Source organism: Pedobacter duraquae (assembly GCF_004362245.1).
In the GTDB taxonomy this organism is placed as follows: Bacteria; Bacteroidota; Bacteroidia; order Sphingobacteriales; family Sphingobacteriaceae; genus Pedobacter; species Pedobacter duraquae.
Genome location: NZ_SNWM01000002.1, coordinates 82,257 through 99,628, shown reverse-complemented (window position 1 = coordinate 99,628; position 17,372 = coordinate 82,257). Strand labels below are relative to the sequence as shown.

General features: G+C 40.7%; 10 protein-coding genes. 1 reads left to right on the top strand and 9 read right to left on the bottom strand.

Annotated features, from left to right (window positions below):
* Positions 1-14: 14 nt before the first annotated feature.
* The 6 genes from CLV32_RS06520 to CLV32_RS06495 all read right to left on the bottom strand — a co-directional run bounded on the left by CLV32_RS06520 (position 15) and on the right by CLV32_RS06495 (position 8,915).
* On the bottom strand, positions 15-944 hold the full coding sequence (locus tag CLV32_RS06520) for an alpha/beta fold hydrolase (protein ID WP_208110965.1): 930 nt from the start codon (positions 942-944) through the stop codon (positions 15-17).
* Positions 945-978: 34 nt separating this feature from the next.
* Positions 979-1,974: an MBL fold metallo-hydrolase gene (locus tag CLV32_RS06515; protein WP_133553702.1), complete on the bottom strand. Its 996-nt coding sequence runs from the start codon at positions 1,972-1,974 to the stop codon at positions 979-981.
* A gap of 30 nt (positions 1,975-2,004) precedes the next feature.
* A complete protein-coding gene (locus CLV32_RS06510) occupies positions 2,005-3,771 on the bottom strand; it encodes an amidohydrolase (protein WP_133553701.1) in 1,767 nt (588 codons plus the stop codon).
* A gap of 14 nt (positions 3,772-3,785) precedes the next feature.
* The gene (locus CLV32_RS06505; RefSeq protein ID WP_133553699.1) at positions 3,786-4,568 is read right to left on the bottom strand and encodes an alpha/beta hydrolase; all 783 of its coding nucleotides are present in this window, start codon (positions 4,566-4,568) and stop codon (positions 3,786-3,788) included.
* 155 nt (positions 4,569-4,723) lie between these two features.
* Positions 4,724-6,679, bottom strand: coding sequence for a sigma 54-interacting transcriptional regulator (locus CLV32_RS06500; protein ID WP_133553697.1), 1,956 nt, complete (start codon positions 6,677-6,679; stop codon positions 4,724-4,726).
* Complete coding sequence (locus CLV32_RS06495; protein WP_133553695.1) at positions 6,672-8,915, bottom strand: tetratricopeptide repeat-containing sensor histidine kinase; 2,244 nt, start codon at positions 8,913-8,915, stop codon at positions 6,672-6,674. Before CLV32_RS06495 ends, CLV32_RS06500 begins: the two co-directional genes overlap by 8 nt.
* Before the next feature lie 856 nt (positions 8,916-9,771).
* On the opposite strand from CLV32_RS06495, the gene CLV32_RS06490 reads away from it, so the two are divergent.
* Positions 9,772-11,790 (top strand): M13 family metallopeptidase, encoded by a 2,019-nt coding sequence (locus CLV32_RS06490; protein ID WP_133553692.1) that lies wholly within the window; start codon positions 9,772-9,774, stop codon positions 11,788-11,790.
* Positions 11,791-11,861: 71 nt separating this feature from the next.
* On the opposite strand, the gene CLV32_RS06485 is transcribed toward CLV32_RS06490, so the two are convergent.
* From CLV32_RS06485 to CLV32_RS06475, 3 genes are all read right to left on the bottom strand, one after another.
* Positions 11,862-12,749, bottom strand: a complete 888-nt coding sequence (locus CLV32_RS06485; RefSeq protein WP_133553690.1) for an EamA family transporter — start codon at positions 12,747-12,749, stop codon at positions 11,862-11,864.
* A 694-nt stretch (positions 12,750-13,443) separates the two neighbouring features.
* Positions 13,444-16,110, bottom strand: coding sequence for a carboxypeptidase-like regulatory domain-containing protein (locus CLV32_RS06480; protein WP_133553689.1), 2,667 nt, complete (start codon positions 16,108-16,110; stop codon positions 13,444-13,446).
* Positions 16,094-16,912, bottom strand: a complete 819-nt coding sequence (locus CLV32_RS06475; RefSeq protein ID WP_133553687.1) for a GLPGLI family protein — start codon at positions 16,910-16,912, stop codon at positions 16,094-16,096. The genes CLV32_RS06480 and CLV32_RS06475 overlap by 17 nt, the downstream gene beginning before the upstream one ends.
* Positions 16,913-17,372: the final 460 nt, after the last annotated feature.

The window sequence follows — 17,372 nt, the reverse complement described above, 5'->3', positions numbered from 1 at the left end:
TCTGTTTTGCTCAGTTACTTTTGTAAAAATGCCAAAAGGTCCTTTTGTACCTGTGGTGTGTTTTCCTGTACTATCCAGTGTCCTGAATCTTTGATTACCGATTCTTGTACATTAGTAGCCACTAACCTGGCGTGTGTTGCCAGAAAAGGCCCAGCAAAATGGTCTGAGCCCATTGTCAGTACTGGCATAGTAATTTTATGCTTAGCGAATTCAACATTATCCTTCGCATCCTGATTAAAATAGCCGAACCAGTGAAATGCTCCTGTTGTTGCCCCGGGTACTGAATACGCACGAATAAATTCGTTACGCTCTGCTAGGGTGAAAGCATTTTTTTGAAATCCCACTACTGGCCAAAAATCGGTCAGGAACAGACCCACTTTACCAGAAACCAATTCTCCGGCATGTGGCTGCGCGAAAAATCCGAACCACCAGGCTTGCGATTTTACCTGGCTCCAAACGGGTTCTATACCCGGTAATAGCGCATCCAGTAAGGCAAGTTTCTTTACGTCTCCAGGAAACTGGGCCGCATAAGCGTAAGCAACCATCAGCCCGATATCATGCCCAACAACATTGACGTGCTGAAAGCCTAATTTCTTCGTCAGTTCGTGCATGTCAACGGCCATATTCTTTTTGTCGTATCCGCCAGCGGGTTTATCTGATTCACCAACACCACGCATATCGGGCGCGATCACAGTATAATGTTTTGATAACTCTGGCAGGAGCCTATTCCACATGTACCAATTTTGGCCAAAGCCATGTATCAGCAATAAAGGTTCCCCTTTGCCACCAATTACATAGTGGATCTTAACTTTGTTAACTATAGCATACTGATGCTTAAAATTTGATGGCGGATTACCCGGGGCAACCGCTGCGAAAACATTGCTGAGTGTTGCTGTGCATAACAGCGTAAAAAACAGCCGTTTCATTGTAGTTGTGATTTTCATGATTTTATTATTTTAGATTTGAATTAATGGTTGTTTATTTCTTGTTGGCCCTGATGTCTTTATAGGCATTAGGTAAGTTAAAATTGTAATGGAGCCAGTTGAACAAGACATAGCCCTGGTCGAAATTCTTCATCGTTACAGTGGCTTTGGTTTGATCCAGACTCAGGCCTTTATCAACGGCAGCTTCGACTTGCCTCTTAAGCTCCGCTACATAGTCGATGGTATATTTTATGCCGGCTTTATTGGTAATCCGGCCGTGTCCGGGAATAACAATGGCATCATCCGGTAGGAAGTCGTAAACCCGTCTAAGATTGGCTGCGGGCTCTAAAAAGTATCCGTCGAATAGCCATGGGATAGCCGGACTTTCAGCAATGAAGGGATTGCCAGCCCAGAAAATCTTTTGGTTAGGCATCCAAACGAACAAGTCGGCAGGCGACTGTGCCGTACCCACATTTTGAAGTTCTATTACTTTACCATCTCCAAGGTCGACTTTCATGCTGCTGTTTTTTGGGATCACAATGTCTGCCGGTCGAAAAACGGTGTTCTCGATTCCTCTGCCAGTGCCGAATAAGCCGACCATAAATGTTTTGATACCGTCATAGTTTTTCGAAAGGTTATCTTTAGCAAACTCATTCTGGATGATGCTTGTGCCAGCCGGCAATAAATAATTGCCAAAGCAATGATCACCATGGTCGCTGGTATTCACCGCATATAAAATAGGTTTATCGGTTACGGACCGGATTAGTTTTATCTGCTGGTCAAAGAGTCGTTTAGTAAGCATAACTTCAATCATCAATACACCACGACTTCCTACAACAAAACCGCCGGTGGTAGCTTGTGGTATACCTTTGGATGTCTGTTCGTCAACAGTAGAGGGTAAAATCGCATAGGTATCATCAGCCACTTTTTTTAGTGTCAATGTTACCGTATTGGCGTCCCAGATCGGAACCTGCGGTGGAAGTTGCGCCTGCGCGGCAGTACGCCCAATGCCTGTCAGGATGACGAAAGCAATCAAATATTTAAGTTTCATGTCTAAGGGTTTATTTTTGTTTAATACGATCTAGTGTTGATAACCACCAAAATGTTTTACGGGCGACCAGGATGGGATTACTGCCGGCGTTACCGGATCAGCAGCTTTATAAGTTCCTGAAGCATACACAATCTTGCCGTTAACGATTGTAAGTACTGAAGTGATGGTTTTCACTTTTTCTGTCGTTGCGCTGAAGTAATCGTCAGATAATATGCTTAGGTCTGCATACATGCCCTTTTCAATCTTTCCCTTCACTTCTTCTTCACCGGAAAACCAGGCGCTCCCCGAAGTATATAGCTGCAATGCCGTAAAACGGTCAAGTACCTGGTCGCGCGGCCAGAATTGCATGCCGCCTATAGTCTTCCCGGTTATTAACCAATGCAGCGCCATCCAGGGGTTATAGGTTGAGATCCTGGTTGCATCTGTGCCCATGCCTACAGGGATGCCCATTGCCAGCATTTTTTTAATAGGAGGGATTTGTGTATCGGGTTGCCCATACATCTTTTGATAGAGTTCGCCCTGGAAATACATCCTGAATTGTACTGCAATGCCACCTCCCAGTTTCTTTACCCTTCCCAACTGTTCATCGGTTATTGTTTCTGCATGGTCAAAGAACCACCTAAGCCCATCAAAGGGGATCTCGGTATTTACTTTCTCGAATACATTTAACATCCTGTTGATAGACTCGCCATAGGTAGCGTGGAGCCTGAAAGGCCATCTGTTTTTTACCAACAACCTGATGATCGGCTCCAGATCGGTTTCCATGCTGTCGGACAGTACAATTCTGGGCTCCAGGAAGTTCTCGAAGTCTGCTGCAGAGGCAACAAGGTTTTCCCCGGCACCTTCCATAGAATAGCCATGTGCGCTGAGCATATGGTCATTGTTATTTGGCGATGTTTGTTTGATCCAGCGCTCATAATCCTGCAGTTCTGTTCCTTTTTTCTGAGCAAACAGGTAATATGAGGTCCTGATATTCAATTTGCCGGCTTTAGCAAGCTGACTTGCCACGGCGTAATCAGCATCGTAGTTCTGACCGCCCCCGGCGGCGTCTATTGCACTGGTGATCCCGAAGCTATTTAGTTCCCTGTAAAATTGCAAGGTGCTATTGGCACGTTCTTCATTGTTGAGCACAGTGGTAAGTCCGAGGGTAGTATAGATCGCCTTAGGGGTTTCCTTTGCATACATCAGGCCTGTAAGATTTCCGCGTGTATCCTGCTCCAATAGGCTTCCCTGATAATGCGTATCCTTCGTGTAACCCAGTACTTCAATACCTTTTTTATTTAGAAAAGCCTTGCCATAGAGATAGGTGATGAAAACGGGTTTGTCGGGAACCGCCTCGTTGATCTCCGCTATAGTCGGTTGCCTTTTTTCAGCAAATTGAAATTCATTCCATCCACCTATAACTTTTATCCAGATACCCTCAGGAGTTTTTGCTGCTTGTTCCTTTAGCATCTCCATGGCGCGTTTGAGCGTTTTAACGCCGTCCCAGCGAAGCTCTGTGTTAAAATGTAGTCCCTCACGGATAATGTGAATATGGCTATCGTTCAGCCCGGGAATTATCGTTCTGCCCCCGGCATCTATTATTTTGGTGGTTCCGGATTTATAGGTATTAAGAATAGCAGTATTGGCTCCCGTTTCTTGGATGATGCCATCCTTTATTGCTACCGCCTGAGCAAATTCACCGGGTTTTACCAGCGTTGCTATTTTGCCGTTGATGATGATTAGATCTGCTTTTTTTTGTGCGGAAGCCAGCAGAAATACCAAAAGAATTGGAAAGATGATCAATTTTTTATACATGGTCTGTTTATTTGTTATAAGTTTTCGAGCCAGCTGGCGATGTAATCAGCGTCTGATTCCCAGGTAGGTTGGCCGAGTACAAAATGGTTTCTTCCGTCAAATTCTTTGTATGCAGTTATTGAGGAGATGTCACTATAGCGCTTATAGTTTGTGTAGTTCAGGGAGGGGGGGATGAACCTGTCAGTACTGCCGGCGATAAATAACAGGGGCGCATGTGGTTTGGAAAAGTCTACCTTAGCTACACTCGTGATCGCATCGCGCACAACAAGCTTTGATTCCGGGATTACGCATCGGTAATAAGCGTCACGCTGCTCCTCATAAGACATGCCATTGGTGAAGGCATATTGCCATTCGCCAAACGACATCAGGTAGGTCTTCTTTGTGGAGGTGAAAAATCCCAGGGGCCCCCAGCCGGCTTTATAGAAAGAAAATTTGAATGTGAATACGCCCTGCGGCTGTAGTGAATGGATAGCTATCCCCGCGTCGGCAAGGTTACGCTGTAAGAGTAATTGTGTGATTAGTCCACCCATAGAGTGACCAATGAGGATTGGCTTCTCTGGAAGTTCTCCTACAATCTTTGCATAAAATTCGACAAGCTCACCAAGCCTCACCTTCGCAATGCTGCTTGCAGGGTGTCCAAGGCGTAACTTCTCGGCACTCTGTTCTTTGTGGGGCCATGGTGGGACAATCGTGTGATATCCTTTTTCTGCAAAATAACGTCGCCAGCTATCCCAGCAATTACTGTGGACAAAAGCGCCCGTTATAAATACAATTGTTTTAGCAGCTATTTCTTTCATGTTGGATTGAGGATTAATTAATCCAACAGAGTCAACCCATAGGCCAAATAGTTAATTTATTGATTATTAGTTATTTGATTTATTGTGCCATTGATGTAATTACGTTATCTCGCTGAGTCTTAACGCTGAGACTACCGTATTTCGTTGTGCTGCTATCACATGTTAGAGAATTCTTTTTTAATACCCAGCCGCTTCATCTTAGAGTTGAGTGTGGTTGGCGGCAGATTGAGGATTTCGGCTGCGCCGCCTTCACCCCAGATCTTTCCATTGCATTTCTTTAGTGCAGCCAGGATGTGCTGCCTTTCGTTCTCCAGCATGGTGACCACTGGTGGCGGCGTATGGACTACTGCAGGAGGGCCTATCTGAACGTTGGGCAAGATTACATGATGAATTTCATCATCTTTTGCCAGCAGGATATTTCTTTCGATCAAATTTTCGAGCTCACGAATATTTCCGGGCCAGTCGTGCCCCGCCAGTGCATCCAGAACCCTGGTTGATAACGGACGGATAAACTTACCCGTTTTTTTGCTGTAATGCTCCAAAAAGTGAGCCGCCAGCGCAGGAATATCTTCTTTACGGTCGCGCAAGGGTGGCATGATAATCGGGAAAACATTAAGGCGGTAGTACAGGTCAAGTCTGAACCGCCCTTCGGCAACTTCTTTTTCCAGATTCCTATTTGTAGCAGCAACAATCCGTACATCGGTCTTGATCGTTATCCTGCCGCCAATGCGTTCAATTTCCTTTTCCTGAAGTACCCTCAGTAATTTAACCTGAATCTCCAGTGGGATTTCGCCGATCTCATCCAGAAAGATTGTGCCGGTATGTGCTTGTTCAAACTTCCCAATCTTACGGTCGTAAGCACCGGTAAAGGAACCTTTTTCGTGACCGAAGAGTTCTGAGTCAATTAGATTTGTTGGGAGCGCTGCACAGTTGACCTTTATAAAAGGGCGACTTTTACGCGGAGATAGAAAATGAATCCGCTCAGCAATTTTTTCTTTTCCGGTACCACTTTCTCCCAGGATCAAGACAGATGAGTCTGCCGGGGCTACCTGGATTACATTGTCGAACACATTAAGTAACAGATGACTGTTACCAATGATGCCTTCAAAGAGGTTGGCATTAAACGGTTGTGACATGTAGCCAGGTAGTGTGCTTTGTGCCTTAGGCCTGTTAACGGCCAAAGGGTTGTTGCCTGAATCAAGCAGATGTTCTGCAAAAGCTGTTAACAGCTCCTGATAGCGGTTGCACAGTACCAGGTGATCGGCACTGTAGGCGTCTTTTCTTTTGCTGTAAAAACATATATTGAAGATATTTCCATCCCGGAGCTTAAGCGGCATCACAAGATGTGCATTCATTTCAAAAGTTTTCGCGATAAGGCGTTTGATGCCACTAAGCCGTAACAATTCATCAAATTCCTCATGCTCATACCAGGTAGCGATCATTTCGGCCTGATCAGTCTGATTAAGTTTAGAGAGTTCTTCCAGCTTCAGGTTTGAGATTACCGAAAGCTCCTTGGGGCCTATTACCTGATACTCTTCAAAACCGATTCGCAAGAAGCTAAAATCATTATAATCCAATCCTGCTTTTGCTGCAACACCTACACTCATAAACTCATAGGGGATATAGGGCTGGATAGCCTTGCCCATAGCAATGATCTTCGCTTTCCAATCTGCTTCGGAATAAATAATCTGAGCAGCTTTTTTCTGTAGAATGGCTTGTTGCCTAAGTCCGTTTTCGAGGTTGTTTCCCCGGCGGTAAATTGCGATGTCGAGCGCAATCAACACATCCTTTTCCCTAAATGGTTTAACAACGAAACCATAGGGGTTGGTTTTCTTCGCTGCTTCCAGAATCTTCTGATTCGAATTGGCAGATATATATATAAATGGAATATCCATTTCTGTAAGACTATTAGCCAGGTCGATACCCGTTAGCTTACCAATCAGGTAAATATCTATCAACACAAAATCAGGAGTCGTGGTATCAATTAATTCCATGGCCTCAACTACCGTATCAGCAATTCCACAAATACGGTATCCTGCTTTTTGGAGCATATTGCTCAGTGTGTCAGCAATAATGAACTCATCTTCTACGATCAATATTTTTTTAGGCATAGCGCTCTTTTTGTTTGTTATTTTTTGTGGAAATAAGTTTATTTTTTTTAAACCTGATATGCACTACGGCACCTGATTGTGAGTGAATTTCTAACTTCCCACCCAACTGCTTACTTAGGCCGCGCATTAGGTTCATGCCAAGTGAGTTAACTGTCTTAAGGCTGAAGTTGTCAGGAAACCCATGGCCATCATCCCTGATCTGGAGCACGAAATTTTCATCATCCTCAGAAAATATAGCGATATAGATGTTCCCTTCTTCAGTTTTGTCAAACGCATATTTAATCGCATTTGTAATCGCCTCGTTCAGGATCAGGCCAAGCGGAACAGCATGCTGAACATCAAGGCTGAAGTTTTCAATTTCCTTATAAAAATGGATCCTGCTTCCTATGTCGAAGCTATCTTTGAGGTAGGTTACCAGTTCATCGATATATTCAGGCATGTTAATCAGTGCCATTGATTCACTCTGATAAAGCTTCTGATGAATCAATGCAATAGACTGCATCCTATGCTCGCTATTCTGTATCGCCACCAGTGCTTTCTCGTTGTCGATATAGGCAGACTGACGCTGCAAGAGTCCCATTACAATCTGCAGGTTGTTTTTAACCCTGTGGTGGACCTCTTTGATCAGCCATTCTTTCTCGTCTACCAGCTGATTTAGCCAAAGGTTCTTTTTATTGATCTCTTTGTTGTTTCGTTGCTTTGCCCGGTAACTAAGGTAAAGCAGGGTGAGGAAGAGCGCAAGCACAAGGAGGCCCAGAGAAGTCATATTGCGGATGTTGTTTGCCTCTTTAACCCTGGATACATTGAGAAGGCTGTCTTTTTTCAGAGATTTAATAGACTGCTCGTTCTTTGCGGTTTCATATTGAATCTGAAGTTCCTCAATCTGTTTACTTTTCGTGCTGCTAAAAATGGAGTCTTTTAATTGTTCGTAACGCCTGATATGTTGAATTGCTTTAAAATATTGGCCAGCGGCAGAGTCAACTTTGAAGGCAAGCAACTGGATATCCTTTTCCCGGGATGCCGATGCTGGCGTGTTTAACAATACGGGTAGAAAAGGCGCTGCATCCTTATAGCGTTGTTGATTAACATAAAAGTTGGCCAGATCATATTTGCCAAAGATGATAAACTCCGCTATGGTTTTGTTATCTGCCAGCCGGAGCATATTCCGATAATGGTATTCAGCAAGCTTGGCGTTGCCCATGGCTTCGTAACAGTATGCCTTAATTTGCGAAAGTGTGGCTATATCAAACTGTGTTTCTGGTTTATTGCGGTGTTCAAGAGCAAGAATCTCTTGGAGTGCTTGCTGCGGTTGTTTTTCTAAAATCAGCTCATGGGCCAAAAATCCCGCAGTCCTGAACAAGTACCGTTGTGGCAAATCCATTTTCTCCCGTAGGGCTAATGTTTTTCTATACCAGACGATGCTCTTTGCTGGTTGACCCAACTCCTGGTAAACCTGGGCAAGTTCGCCATATACCTTACTGGCATGACTGCTGTCGCCGATTTGTTTCATCGCCGCAAGGCCCTTCAGAGAATAGAATAATGATTTATTGAAGTTGCCCTTGTAGCGATTAGAAGAGGAAAGCAGGAGGTAGGCGTCGGGAAGATATGATGCGGAAACATTTTTATATTCCGAAAGGAGTGTTAAACAAGCCTTATCGGCATCATCGATATATCCATGAGACTGCATTACTGTGCTAAGTCTATAGCGCATCTCAAATTGCTTGTCAATATTTCCCGTTTTACGATATAGGGTGTAAGCATTTCCAAAGGCGGTGGTCATTTCAGCGATATAAGGGGCCCAGCTTTCCTCCCATGACATAGAAAGACCGAGTTGCTCCCAAAGTCTGGCTTCGTTCCTTAAGTCACCATGCAGCTTTTCAAGCTCGATCGCTTCCCTGAGCAATTTTTTGGTGAGTAGTATGTTTTTTTGTTTGTTGGCTAACTCTGACCATAATAGGAGGTTGTCAATCTTGTATTTACCCCGGTAACCGGGATGTTTGTCCAGAATATTTGTTGCCCTTACTAAAAATATTTTGGCACTATCAATCCCCTTGTTCCGGAATTGTAAAAGGTAGTGCCTGCTAATTTGCTGTAACAGGGTGAATCGTGTTGTATCTGTGAGCTTATCTGACAGCCTGGTTTGTAAAAACTGAATATCACCAGCTTTATGCGGCTGGGATTTCGACACGTTAAAAGATAATGTCAAAAAAATGATAAATGCAGCGGCTCTGCGCATGGTTTTAACTTATGATTATGGCACAGTAATGTACGAACAACTATTTAATTGTCAGTTATTTTAGTGTTTTTTTGATCATAGGAAGGAGATGTTAAGTTTATCCAAAACTCCTGCCAGTGTTCCATCTTTTGACGGAGTAATGTTGGTAAAAAATAGAATCTGCTATATGGCAGTGTAATATGATGTATTTTATGTTTGTGTTGATTCCATTTTTGTTGATCTGGCATCGGCAGACAACGGTATATCGTTGTCCGTATAACCGATCAACTATATGTCGCTAATAAGTCTGTATGGCTATTTTTCTTTACTTCCGGCCAATTAGATACGACTTGCGGCCATCATTTGCATTTAACAGAGAACTTGTTGTAAGTTTGATGTATGAGCGCACACTCGGAATTCTTAAAGGTTTTACGGATGAGAAGTACACGAAAAAAATTAGGAAATCAAATCGAAAATAGGTCTGAAACCTGAAGTTGACCTGTTGGCAACCTGATGACTACCTGCGCCGCACCTTGTTCGACCAGATCCGAAAAAATCGCGGAGGAATTGACCTGGAAAGTAGCTTGGTGTTTACTTAATAAAATTAGTGATTTAAGGTTATTTTATTTTGCATAAAATCAATGATATTCTGGAATCGAATCATTACAAATTAAACGTGGCACATAATATGGCCATTCTGCCCCTGATACCATAATTATTTACGGTCAGCTGATTGGCGTATAAGTAAATTGTCTGATAGCTCCTTACGCCAAATAGGCTAGCTAAATCCAAAGGCGCAAATAAATTGATAGCTAATTTGCTAAGCGGTTGCAATTGTTTATTTTGCAGATATTATATTTAAACAAATCTTGAGTTTATGAAGAAAGTATTTTACCTGGGCGCTGCGTTGGTGGTTTTAAGTGCATGGATTTATAAAGACGATCACAGGAAGGGTTTTGTTGATGTGGCCGGGATAGATACCTCCATAAAGCCGGGGGATGATTTTTTTCGCTTCGTTAATGGCCGCTGGAACGATACTGCAAAAATCGCCAGTGATCAGTCAGGCGTAGGTTCCTATAGTTTCATGAATATTCCTCAAAAACAACTGCTGCAAAACATCCTCGATAGTGTTTCAAAAACCAAAAACACAATGGGAAGTGTTGAACAGAAGGTAGGCGATTTTTACGCTTCGGGTATGGATCTGGCTACGATCAACAAACGGGGATACCAACCAGTTAAACCAACACTTATACGGATTGATGCTATTAATGATGTACCCTCCCTGATGAAATTTGTAGCAGCGGAGCTGAAAGCAGGTAACCGTTCAATTATAGGCTTTGGAATTTCTCCCGACAACAAAAACAGTAGCATCAACATCGCTCATGTTGCTCAAACTGGCATTGGTTTACCTGAAAGAGATTATTATTTTAAAACAGATTCATCTACAATTGGCATTCAGCAAGCTTATAAAAAATACATCAGCACCTTATTTCAGTTAACGGGAAGTAACGCCGCTGCAGCAAATAAGAACGCAGATATAACTTATGACATCGAAAAACAAAATGCTGCTTCGCATAAAACAAATATTGAACGAAGGGATGTTAAAGCGAATTACCACAAGTTAGCGGTAGCAGCCATTAACCAAACACAGCCAAATATAGGCTGGTCAGCATTACTTGCTAACATTGGTGCAACGACCGACTCGATCGATGTGGCCCAACCCGCTTATTACGATAACTTAAATGGGTTATTAAAATCTGTTTCCATCAACGATTGGAAAATCTATTTGAAAGCAAATACGCTTAAAGACTATTCGGTATTACTTAGTGAACCTTTTGTAAATGCTGCATTTGAGTTTAACAAGGTATTGTCAGGACAAGCCACGCAAAAACCCCGCAGGCAAATAATGACCGATAACGTTGATGGTTATCTCGGACAGGCCCTGGGGCAGTTGTATGTGAAGCGTTATTTTAATGAGGATTCAAAAAAACGTGTGCTGGTATTGGTAAATAATTTGCAAAAAGCTTTCGAAAATAGGATTAATCATCTGGACTGGATGAGCGATAGTACCAAACGTAAGGCAGTAGAGAAGCTTTATGCGATCACCAAAAAACTTGGCTACCCAGATAAGTGGCGCAATTATGATCAGGTACAGGTTAGCAAGGACAAATACTTTGAAAATATCTTGTCGATTAAACGAAATGGCTATGCGTACCAGTTAGCCAAGCTTAACAAACCTGTTGACAAAACAGAATGGAGCACAACACCATCAACCGTTACAGCCTATTACAGTCCGTCGTCTAATGAGGTAGTTTTCCCGGCAGGGATCTTACAATTTCCTTATTTTGATTTTGCGGCAGATGACGCGATTAATTATGGTGGAATCGGAATGGTAATTGGTCATGAAATGACACATGCCTTTGACGACCAGGGCGCACAGTTTGATAAGGATGGTAACGTAAAAAACTGGTGGACAATGGAAGACTACAAGAAGTTTAACGAAAAGACAAAACAGTTGTCTGATCTTTATAGTTCATTTACTGTGTTAGGTGATGTCCATGTAAAAGGACCGCTGACATTGGGTGAAAACACTGCCGACAATGGTGGGATTGCTATGGCTTACGATGCGTTTAAGTTGACTGAACAGGGAAAAGGAAATGTCAAAATTGATGGTTTTACACCGGATCAGCGGTTTTTCTTATCTATTGCAAGGATATGGAGGGTGAAAACGAGAGATGCATTTCTCCGGACTTACGTGAACACCAACCCCCATTCACCTGCTATGTGGCGTGTAAATGGGCCATTAATGAATTTCCAACCATTTTATCAGGCATTTAATGTGCAACCTGGTGATAAAAATTATAAGCCCGAAGATCAAAGGGTCAAGATTTGGTAAGTAGGCAGCCCACGAGGCGATTGATGCTATAATAGTTCAGAATATGAAGTATCAGGAATAGAACACATCACCTATTTCTTAGCGAACTTCACATTCATCAGTACTACAGCGCTAATGATCAGGCATATTCCTGTCCATTGGAAGAGGTTTACCGGCTCTTTTAATAAAACATAGGCAAATAATACTGACACAGGAAGCTCAATAGATGCGATGATTGTTCCAAGCCCTATACCAGTATGGGGCATGCCGCTGGTAAACAACAAAGGAGGTAATATGGTCCCAAAAAGTGCCAGGAAAATACCCCAGGGATAGAAGATTGCAAAGTTGAAATTACCATACGAGGTTGTGGAGAAGATCAGCACAATTATTGTCAAGCCACCCGCCATTAACCAAAGGCTTCTTTTGATAGAATGCAGATGTGTAGCGATGCTGTTTGAAGAGTATAGGGAAATTGTGTATGAAAGCCCCGCTGCAAAGCCCCAGGCAACCCCTTTCCAGCTTAATTCGTGCGCAGAAGAAAAAATATTTGTGGCCAGTGCTGTACCGAGCAAAACGACCAGCGTTGCTGCCAGTTTTCTCTTTGATGGCATTTTCTTATCGAGCACAGCTTCTAATAATAAGCCCATCCACACCGACTGCATTAACAGGACTATAGCAACAGAAACAGGTATATATTTAACAGCAAAATAATAAAATATGCTCGTAAGGCCCATAGAAGCTCCGCCAACCATTAGCTTCAGAATAGAAAACGGCTTTTTTATTTCCTGTTGTTTTTCTTTTGTTTTGACAAAAATCTGTAGCAGCATGATGCCTAAAAAACCGACAGTAAACTGCGATGTAGTCACCTCAGCCGTTGTAAATCCATGCGCATACGCGAGTTTAACTACTGTTGCCAATGCACCATAACTTGATGCCCCGAGCCCAACCAATAATGCTCCCTTTAATACTTGTTTCTCCATCAATGATCTCTTTCCCTAATTGGGTGCAAAGAAACAGATTCAGATTGATCTTTATATCAACGGGGTGTCCAAAAAAAGTGATTGCTTAATTTATCAAGGTATTTCGTTGAATATTACTGAAAATATAATCTTAGAGAAAAAGTAAGGTTGTTTATGGACTGTGTGTAGCCTGGCGTTGACAATTAGAGGTCAGCAAACCAAAGGATCAAGATTTGGTAGCTATACATGTATCATCAGATAGAGCGGCTGAGTAAATTTTTTGCGTCTTAAATTGCCGGTAATAAAATTTCTAAAGTATTTATTTCTATGGATTCTAAATGGGTAGCTATTGTATCCAGGGCAGGAGAGGTGGTAGTTGGGTTTTATAGATAATGGGTAGGTAAAGGGTTCTATAAGAAAGGCATTCAAGTAGGGTTCACTTAGCGTCCAAGTAGGCAACAAGTAGGCACCACATAGCCTGACACATGGTACTCAAATGGTACGCAAACCCTATGTGGAGGCTAGTGTATTAAATGCCATATATAACGCCATAAGGATCGAAATAGCATCCCGAAATCATTTTCTTCTATTTTTCTTGTCTGTGTAAATTTTTCTAATTTATTAAAGAAAGTTTCTGAGTAAATGGGGAAGTATATGGTCACAGACTTCGTACCTAATTGGATTATTGATCGCATAGTTATATGAGATTGAGCTATTAAAATCTGTATTCCATTTTTAATAACACAAATCTTGGCAGAAGTCTGTATTCAGTTGTTGAGGTTCCAATATCACTTATTGTAAAAGTTCTAAATGTGTTCGTGTTGAACAAGTTTTTACCAGACAACATCAGCGTAAGTTTGTTTTCCTTTACCGTATATCTGGCATCAAAATCTAAGAAATAATAATTTTTGTCTTTTTCTAAATTCCCAAAATAATAGCGTTCTGAACTGACATCAATATTTAGTTTCTTGTTAAATGTCAAAGTCATATCTAAAAAACTCACATTATTGGTGAATTTATTTCTTATAGTCGTTTCTATTTTGTTTGTTGACCACATACTTCCAAAATGGAAGTTCAATAACCCGTCAAATGCGGTCCTATATTCCATGCCATAGTTATAATTGATAGAGTTAACTTCCCTAAGCTGAGCGTTGTTTACGATGTTTTTGAATTCTGATTGTGTGTAGCCCAATTTCACCTTAACGTTACTTTCCAGTTTTTTTAAAAAAAAATCTAAAGAGGTACTTGCGTTAAATAACTTCCGATCTTTAATAATAATGGCTTCTGACTGTGTGAAATTTTGATTGATTAAGGTGTTGGTTGAAAAGAAATCGCGATTTTTAGTGTACACAAATGTGGTATTGGCAAAGAATCGGTCACTCCAGTTGCCTAACTGATAACTTAAAAACAAAGCATCAGCATCTAACTGACTTAGCTCTCCAAGGCCGCTGGAAAAACTCCTAAAACCCGTTAACACAAAATTATCATATAGATTTATTATTTCTGCATTTGTTCTATTCTGCGCGTAAGACGTCCGTATTTTATTATTTTTGTTAATTGTCCAATCCAGACCCAAGCTCGGGTTGACAAAAAAAGGCTGTTGTGCAGTGGATTGGCTGTTCTGATCTATATTGTTAAATAATTGATGAACTGATAGATTGGCAATAAGGGCAATTTTATCTAGATTGTATCGATACTTGCCTTTAGCATAGATATCGTTCACAGCATAGGTGAGCTCATTTTGAAAGCCTTGCGGATTATTGATCAATGTTCCGTTTTCAAAAAGTGAAAATTTACTATCAAGTATATCGCGTCTGTAAGAATTACCGAGTTTTAACTCTAAAAGATTTTCACCTTCTTTTCGGTCCAGGAGATGGGCTTCAAAACCAGCAAAGGTCATTTTTTGGTTTAAAGTTTGCCCAACATTGTTTGCATTAATGTTGGGAAATAAGTCCCCAAACAAGAACAGGTTGACCGAATAATTTTGTGGTGCAGTTTCACGAATAAAACGACCCGTGAGCAGCAGCACTCTTTTGTCATTAAATTTAGCGGTGTAACTTATTTTCTGGTCTAACAGTTCTACAGGATTATCTAACTGCTCAATGGTCGACTGTCCGTTAAAAAACAGATCAGAATTACTCAGAAAGTTAGCGTTTTGATACTTTGTAGCGCTTTCTATCACCTTACTTTCAGAAATATTATAGGTGAGGTCGGCTTTTCCAAAGCCGATCTTACTACGATTATGGAGTTGGTAATCTTCGGTGTTGGTAAAGTTTAAGTCATTTACAGAAACATTATCGGCACGATTTCTGAAAAAATCCAATTGATCGCCATTGAAAAACCCTAGTGTTTTAATCTTCAACTTTTCGGACGGATTAAAAATGGCATTTAGTGAACCCATTTTTGCGTTATTAAACGTAGTTCTGCTTCGTTTAAAGTTGGGGGGACTGGCAGATAAGTTAATGAGCTGCGATATATTTTGATCATCGCCTATACTTGAAGGCTCGTCAGATCGCATTGGCCTAATGAGGTGATTGATATCTCCCGTGGCATCATAGCCAATATTATTAAAATTGGTTAAGAAATAGTATTTATTTTTCTTGCCGAAATTCATTAGGTTGGCTTTGCCAAAATACCTTTGCTGATCAGCAAACGCATCGTATCCCAATGTCATATTACCAAACCATATATGTTTGGCATCATCATTTAATTTTAGGTTCAAGGCAATACGCTCGCTTTGTTCAACGCCTTTTAACAGGCGATTGTTGGAATAATTTTGGAGCAGCTCAATCTTATCAATAGGTTTTGCAGGCATATTTTTGGTCAGTATTTTATACCCGCGTTCAAAGAAATCATCACCTTCTACCATCACCTTTTCAACTTCCTGGTTTCCCACTTTGATGGTTCCATCTGCTTCAATGGTTAAACCAGGGATTTTTTTTAGTAGATCTTCAACTACTTCTTCATTACCTTGTGCAAATGCTTTGGCATTGAATACAATGGTGTCCTTTTTTTGAACAATATCTTCTGTTCGTACAATAACATCGTTTAAGGCGATAGATTCTTCCTTTAAGATTACGTTAAAATTTGTATTTTGATTTGCATCTAATACTTCAACTCTAATTTCTTGTTTTGCAAAACCTAAAAATGAGAAGCTTAACAAAAATTTACCGGTGGTTTTTGGATGTAATGAATAAAAACCATTTTCATTAGTGCGTGTGTAAGCAACAAAGCTACTATCGTTCGCTTTTTTCAGAACAACAGTAACAAATTCAATAGGAGCCTCTTTTTGATTTGATACCTTACCCTTTATTTGTGCATTTGATACATGAGCAAAAAGTAAAAAAACTACGATCCATAAGAGTCTATTTTTTATTTTCATTTATTGCATCGGTTTCCCACTCATATGTTTTCTCGGTTCGATACTTTCTGCCGTCTTTGCTTGGATTCGGTGTAAATCTACTTCCTTGTGGCAATCTAGCATTTAGTTTTTTTGCCAATAAGTCGTCAAAATTATCTTGCATGTAAGCTTCTTCCTTAAGCGTAAGTTCTTTTGCTGCAGTTGGCACCTTAATAATTTCTTCGGTGTTGTAGGGTATCTTGATTTCTGTCACATAAAACCGCATCATTTTTTCACTGTCCTCGGCTTCCAAAATCAAACCGGGTAATCCATGCAATTTCCAAGGTCCAAATGGCACGGGAATGTCGTAAGTAAACCAGGCAGTATAATCACGACCTCTAAAACTGCCTGTAGCCTTGGTAGCCGTATACTTTCCTATTTTTTTTGTTGCGGTTTCTATTTTCCAGTTTATAGCTAACCAGTCTTCCTTAACAATAAATGCGTCACTAATTGAGTTTTCTGGTCTTCTTATAACCATCAGGTTATTTTTTATATTTCTATAAATTCTGCCTCCCAAAGAATCGCCGTATGGTAATGTGAAATTAAAGCCATCGTCTATTTTTTCAACTTTAATAGCTGGTTGACTTGTTTGTCCTAAATTAGCCAATAGGCTTTCATAGCTGTTGAAGTAGACTGTCATATCTACACTTCTATTCCTTTGTTTTTTATCAGGATAGTAGCTTTTATAAGTTACAACTCCTGTCAGTCCGTTTTGGGCACGTAGTTCGACAGCAGTAAGAAAAAGAATGATAACTAGCAAAATCGATCGCTGAATATTTTTCATACTTCTAATTTTTAAGGTAACCCAAATTGATATTTACCAATTTGGGTTGGTTATGTATTAATCACTTATAACAGTATTCCAAATATTGCTCTTATTTAATGGCCAACGATTACCTACTTATCGTTTGTAGAAATCACGAAAATACATTAGCTCGGTTGTTTAAAAGCGTTTTTAGGTTCTGTTGATATCTGTATATAACGGTTAATACGTTTTTATTGATTGTAATTATTTTCTTAGGCGGAAAGACTGTAACTCTAATTTAATAACGAGTCGTTAACTAAACAAATATTTTGGTTAATTAATTTTAATGATTACAGATTTTATCGAATCGGTTTGCCTGATACTTTTTTTAGACTTGGGGTTCGATAGTTAATATGGCAAAATACGAGTATATTTTTTAATCCTAGTTTTCAAGTAGTTGAAATCAAGATATTTAATACTTAATCACTATATGTCTTCA